At 40.9% G+C, this 5,808-nt stretch carries 5 protein-coding genes; 1 reads left to right on the forward strand and 4 read right to left on the reverse strand.

Going from position 1 to position 5,808, the window contains the following annotated elements:
* Positions 1–396: 396 nt before the first annotated feature.
* Together IQ229_RS10260 and IQ229_RS10265 are read right to left on the reverse strand one after the other, a co-directional pair.
* Positions 397–552 (reverse strand): hypothetical protein, encoded by a 156-nt coding sequence (locus tag IQ229_RS10260; protein ID WP_194043390.1) that lies wholly within the window; start codon positions 550–552, stop codon positions 397–399.
* A 106-nt stretch (positions 553–658) separates the two neighbouring features.
* Complete coding sequence (locus IQ229_RS10265) at positions 659–898, reverse strand: hypothetical protein (protein WP_194043392.1); 240 nt, start codon at positions 896–898, stop codon at positions 659–661.
* A 640-nt stretch (positions 899–1,538) separates the two neighbouring features.
* Between IQ229_RS10265 and IQ229_RS10270 the strand changes: the two genes are divergently transcribed.
* Positions 1,539–5,066, forward strand: coding sequence for a WD40 domain-containing protein (locus IQ229_RS10270; protein ID WP_194043394.1), 3,528 nt, complete (start codon positions 1,539–1,541; stop codon positions 5,064–5,066).
* Between the two features lie 62 nt (positions 5,067–5,128).
* On the opposite strand, the gene IQ229_RS10275 is transcribed toward IQ229_RS10270, so the two are convergent.
* Positions 5,129–5,332 (reverse strand): hypothetical protein, encoded by a 204-nt coding sequence (locus IQ229_RS10275; protein ID WP_094351396.1) that lies wholly within the window; start codon positions 5,330–5,332, stop codon positions 5,129–5,131.
* A 10-nt stretch (positions 5,333–5,342) separates the two neighbouring features.
* On the reverse strand, positions 5,343–5,808 hold a 466-nt coding region (gene def, locus IQ229_RS10280; RefSeq protein WP_194043396.1), incomplete at its 5' end, for a peptide deformylase.

A 5,808-nucleotide genomic window follows, 5' to 3' on the forward strand; every position in this document is an offset into this window, starting at 1 on the left:
TTTTATACTCATCTCCAGCAATGAGATTGTGTTGATCTAGCCATGTAAATACTTTTATAGATTTAAAAAAATTCACAGCAAAGCTTTTATTATCAAGATGTTTATGGAATTTAATTACAAAAGTTTTATCCTTATTATTATGGCATAAAAATATAGTTACTGACACTGGTTTCATGTTTGTATAATTCCTTTAAGGTGAAGTGGAACTGCTTACTATCTTAGTACAAAGCTACAAATGCACAGAGTAGTATTCGAGAAAATATATCAATTTTACTAAATTTTTAATAACTGACTTTATCCTTTAAAAAAAGAAAAATATGTCTTTAATATGAATGCATTTCTAATCAATAATTTAAAACACTAGGGCAGAAATGGTATTCTCTTTCTGTTGCTCAGTCACACTCCAATATCGCTCCAGAACTGCAAGAGAGCGATGACCGCTAATTGAATAAATGAATACACTACTCCCACTTGCCTAAATGCTGAGGTGGGAGCTTTCAGAAGCCGTAAAATCGGCGAAAGTGTTTTTCCCTGATAGCTGTTGTTGGACATGATAGAATCTCCAAATGAATAGTTACAAAACCTTTGGCTAAGTGAAAGTTAGCCAAAGGCTATTTATTAAATCTGAGCATAAGCTTTAACTAGTAAATCTGTTCTGTTAACCCCAAGACTCGAACATCATGGCGATCGCAAATAGACAGACTAGGAAAATCGCTATCCTCGCAACCCATGACCGTAGACTTGCCGATAAAAGCATCCCAACGATCGCATTTGCCCCAAAAGTGTGAGACACAACAAAGGCTATTCCCAGCCCCAGCAGCGCCAGCAGAAAATATTTGAGTCCGATACAAAACCACTTGAACAACAGATTATCGTTATCTTTGAGACTGGGTTTCATAGTTTTTTTCCTGTTTTGAAAGTTGAATCTAGGTAGCAGTTTGCGCTCCCCCGACCACACTAAGGAAACAGCGAATCTCCACAGTTTTGCTCCCACCAAGTCAAGATAGACAAAAGTCCTACTCCTGAGTGGAGTGGGAATACCAACAAAGGTGGTTTTGATATTTGCGGCTCATGAAAAATTAAGCTCTTTGATGAATTACCAGGGCAATCTAGATATCAAAAATTAGGCGTTCAATGCGCGTAATCGCACAGAACGCGCACTACGCGCATTGAACTCTCGAAATCCCTACAGGCAATTTGTATACTTGCCTTTTTCAGAATTTGCAGTTCCAGTCTTTGCCTTTATGTCTTACTCACTAAGTTTCTTTAATTCACCCGTAACCTTACTAAGTCACCGTGGTTTCTACTGTTAAACTCACTATAAAGTAACTAAGTTACTTAGGTCAAGATAAACTTTAGAGAAAATTATCTAAATAGCATAAGATACTATAAAAATGCCTGAAATATCTAGCTAAAGAGGGAAAAGGAAATTAGAAAAACTGTCCCCTGTCCCCTTCGTCAATGAATGCTCACTTTTTGCAGGAACCTTGACTCACATAGTGAGATAACATTGGTGTGTAGTCTGTCTTTGTGTGAGTATGAGTGTCATTCCCGAAAACATTCTTTTGGCTTTAGCCGAAAAACGGTGCTTGTCTAACAGCGAGATCGAGGTGTTTTTACACGCTGTTCATGGACAATCGCCAAATGCGATCGCGAAAAAATTGGCAATCAGTGCCGAAGCAGTACGCAAAAGATTAAGCGAAGTTTACAAAAAATTTAATGTTACTGGTAGCGGACCAGGTAAACTCACTAAGTTACAGCAAGTTATAGAATCTGAGTATCAAGCATCTTCAGACAATGAGAAATCCATTGCCCAAAACCGCCAAGATTGGGGTCAAGCGCCTGGTATCTGCTTTTTTCGGGGACGCATAGCAGAATTGTCTCAGCTAACGCAGTGGCTGATCGAGGATAATTGCCAACTAGTAGCAATATTGGGAATGGGGGGAATCGGCAAAACTGCTTTATCTGTGAAATTGGCAAAGGAAGTTCAGGAAAATTTTGAGTACTTGATTTGGCGAAGTCTCCGCAATGCGCCACCCGTTGCAGAGATGTTAGCGAATTTGATTAGATTTTTATCTGATGACAAAGAAACAGATTTGCCAGAAACAGTAGATGCGAGAGTAACGCTGCTGATTCATTATTTACGAGAGCATCGTTGTCTTGTGGTATTTGATAATACAGAGACAATTTTACAAGAAGGCGATCGCGCCGGACAATATAGACAAGAATACGAAGATTATGGTCAACTACTTAGTCGAGTAGGGGAAGAACCGCATCAAAGCTGCTTAGTGCTGACATCTCGTGAAAAACCAAAAGAATTTGCTTCTTTAGAAGGAGAAGCATCACCAGTCAGAACATTATCGTTAATTGGCTTAGGAGAAACGGAAGGGCAAGAAATTCTCCAAGATAAAGGGTTATTTGGCTCACAACAAGAATGGACCAAGCTAGTTGAGAAGTATTCCGGCAATCCTTTAGCGTTAAAGCTAGTTTCTGAGCCAATTCGAGAGTTATTTGGTGGTGATATCGCTGCTTTTCTGGCTGAAGGAGAGATAATTTTTGGTGACACCCGGAATTTACTAGACCAGCAATTTGAGCGCTTGTCAGAGATCGAAAAAGAAATAATTTATTGGTTAGCAATCAAGCGCGAGTTAGTTTCTCTAGATGAATTGCTAAATGATATTGTGCGTCCCTTGACTAAAAGGGAAGTGATGGAAGCGCTAGAATCTCTACGGAGGCGATCGCTAATTGAACAAAGAACAGCACTTTTCACCCTCCAGTCTGTGGTAATGGAATACATAACCGACCAACTTATTGAACAAGTTTGTCATGAAATTACCACTAATAATATTAGACTATTTATGAGCCATGCTTTAATGGCAGCTACGGCCAAAGATTATATTAGAAACACTCAGATTACCCTGATTATTAAACCAATAATAGATAGATTATTAACTATTTTTAGATATGCTAAAAATATTGAACATCATCTATATCAAATTTTATTGTCCCTGCGACAAACTCCCCAAACAGCAGGATATGCAGGTGGAAATCTATTAAATATTCTTTGTCAACTACAAACTGATTTTAGCGACTATGACTTTTCAAATCTGACTATTTGGCAAGCATATTTACAAAGTGTGAATTTGCATCGGGTGAATTTTGCCAATGCTGATTTAGCTAAATGCGTTTTTGCAGAAACATTAGTTAGTATTTCGTCAGTTGCATTTAGCCCGAATGGAAAACTTTTGGCTACGGGTGATGCTGATGGCAAGACTTACTTGTGGCAAGTTGATGATGGAAAGCTACTTTTTACCTGTGTTGGACATAGCAGCTGGGTAAAATCAGTTGCTTTCAGTCCCGATGGTCAAACTTTAGCTAGTGGCAGTGATGACCAAACAGTGAAATTATGGGATGTTCATGATGGTAAATGCCTCAAAACCCTGCACGGACATAGCAATTGGGTTAGGTCAGTTGCCTTTAGTCCCGATGGTCAAACGTTGGCTAGTGGCAGTGAAGACCAAACAGTAAAGTTATGGAATGTCCACATCGGCAAATGTCTGATAACTTTGCAGGAAAATACCAATCGAATTATGTCAGTTGCCTTCAGTCCCGATGGTGAAATTTTAGCTACTGGCAGTGAAAAGCAAACAGTGAAGTTATGGGATGTTGGTGATGGTAAATGCCTGAAAATTTTGCAGGGACATAGCAGTTGGGTAAGGTCAGTTGCTTTTAGTCCCGATGGTGAAATTTTAGCTACTGGCAGTGACGACCAAACGGTGAAATTATGGGATCTTCGTGATGGTAAATGTCTGAAAACCTTGCAGGGACATAGCAATCGCGTCTGGTCGGTTGCCTTTAGTCCCGATGGTCAAACTTTAGCTAGCGGTGGTGACGACCAAACCGTGAAATTATGGGATTTTCGTGATGGTAAATGTCTGAAAACCTTCCAGGGGCATACCAATCGGGTAAGGTCAGTTGCTTTCAGTCCCGATGGTCAAACTTTAGCTAGTGGTAGTGAAAACCAAACAGTGAAGTTATGGAATGTCCAGGATGGTAAGTCCTTGACAACCTTGCAGGGGCATAGCAATCGGATAAGGTCAGTTGCCTTCAGTTCCGATGGTCAAATTTTAGCTAGTGGCAGTGAAAAGCAAACAGTGAAATTATGGGATGTCCGTAACGATAAGTTTCTCAAAATTTTGGAAGGGCATAATAGTTGGGTACGGTCAATTGCCTTCAGTCCTGATGGTCAAGTTTTAGCTAGTGGCAGTGAAAAGCAAACAATTAAATTATGGAATGTTCAGACGGGACAATGCATCAAAAAATTGCAGGAACATACCAATAGAATTAGGTCAGTTGCTTTTAGTCCTAATGGTCAAATTTTAGCTAGCGGCAGTGACGACCAAACGGTGAAATTATGGGATGTCTACACCGGAAAATGTCTCCAAACCTTGAAAGGGCATACCAGTTGGGTAAGATCGGTTGCCTTTAGTCCCGATGGTCAAACTTTAGCTAGTGGCAGTGAAAACCAAAGAGTGAGGTTATGGGATATTTATACAGGGAAATGTCTCCAAATTTTGGAGGGGCATAGCAATCGGATTAGGTCAGTTACTTTTAGCCCAGATGGTCAGACTTTAGCTAGTGGCAGTGATGACCAAACCGTGAAGTTATGGGATGTTTTCATGGGCAAGTGCTTCACAACCTTGCAAGAACATACTAATCGAGTTTGGTCAGTTGCCTTTAGTCCCGATGGTCAGACTTTAGCTACTGCCAGTGAAGACCAAACGATAAAATTATGGGATGTCTATAATGGCAAGTGCCTGAAAACTTTGCAGGGGGCTAATTGGGTAAAGTCAGTTGCCTTTAGTCCCGATGGGCAAACCCTGATTTGTGGTAGCCAAGATGAGACAATTAAGCTTTGGGATGTATCGACGGGTGATTGCCTAAGAATACTGCGATCGCCACGACCCTACGAAAAAATGAATATTACCGGGGTTACAGGGTTAACCGCAGCGCAGTTAGTGACGCTAAAAGCTTTAGGGGCAGTGGAAAATGGAGAGCAAAAATAAAAGGTAAAAGAATGAATTTTGCCTTTTCCTTCATCCCTTTACCTTTTTTATGTACCTGATGCTTATTTCATGTTAGCCCTTGCATCCTTAACTGCGGCAAAGAAAAATAATCCTGTGAGTGGAATGCTCAATACCAGGATAATTGCCGTGGCTGTGAAACCAAAATCTGGTTGTCCGTAACCGAGTTCAAAAATCGAACCGACGGCTGCGATCGCACTTACACAAGAACCACCCAGAAATAAACTGCTTTTTGGAGTTAAATACACTACTGCCCCCCTATGCTATTGGTTTCACCGCTTGATACGAGAAGCCATTCTTAGATAGCTCCTGGGCTAAAGTCAAGGAGTTTTCTACACGGTCTACAAATACTACGCCGTTAAGGTGATCCATCTCGTGCTGAATACAACGTCCCAGGAGGTCATTAGCCTTCAATGTCCGGGGACGACCGTACTCGTCTTTATAGGCGATTTCCACGACTTCGGGGCGCTTCACGTCTAAATATACGTTGGGAATACTTAAGCATCCTTCTTGGGCAACAGAGAGGTCGCGGCTGACTTGTTTAATGGTGGGGTTAATCAATACCAAAGGCTGATTAGCTGCGTTCTCTGGTTCCAGGTCGATGACAACTAGTTGTTTGTGAATTCCCACTTGGGGTGCAGCCAAACCAATGCCATCTTTGCTGTACATAGTTTGCAGCATTTCGCGCACTATTTGGCGAAGTTCGTCATCAACTTTAGAAATC

It is taken from the genome of Nostoc cf. edaphicum LEGE 07299, assembly GCF_015207245.1.
GTDB lineage: Bacteria > Cyanobacteriota > Cyanobacteriia > Cyanobacteriales > Nostocaceae > Nostoc > Nostoc edaphicum_B.

Coding starts and splice junctions, on each gene's coding strand:
- IQ229_RS10260 (WP_194043390.1), bottom strand. CDS start 552: ATGTCCAACAACAGCTATCAGGGAAAAACACTTTCGCCGATTTTACGG.
- IQ229_RS10265 (WP_194043392.1), bottom strand. CDS start 898: ATGAAACCCAGTCTCAAAGATAACGATAATCTGTTGTTCAAGTGGTTT.
- IQ229_RS10270 (WP_194043394.1), top strand. CDS start 1,539: ATGAGTGTCATTCCCGAAAACATTCTTTTGGCTTTAGCCGAAAAACGG.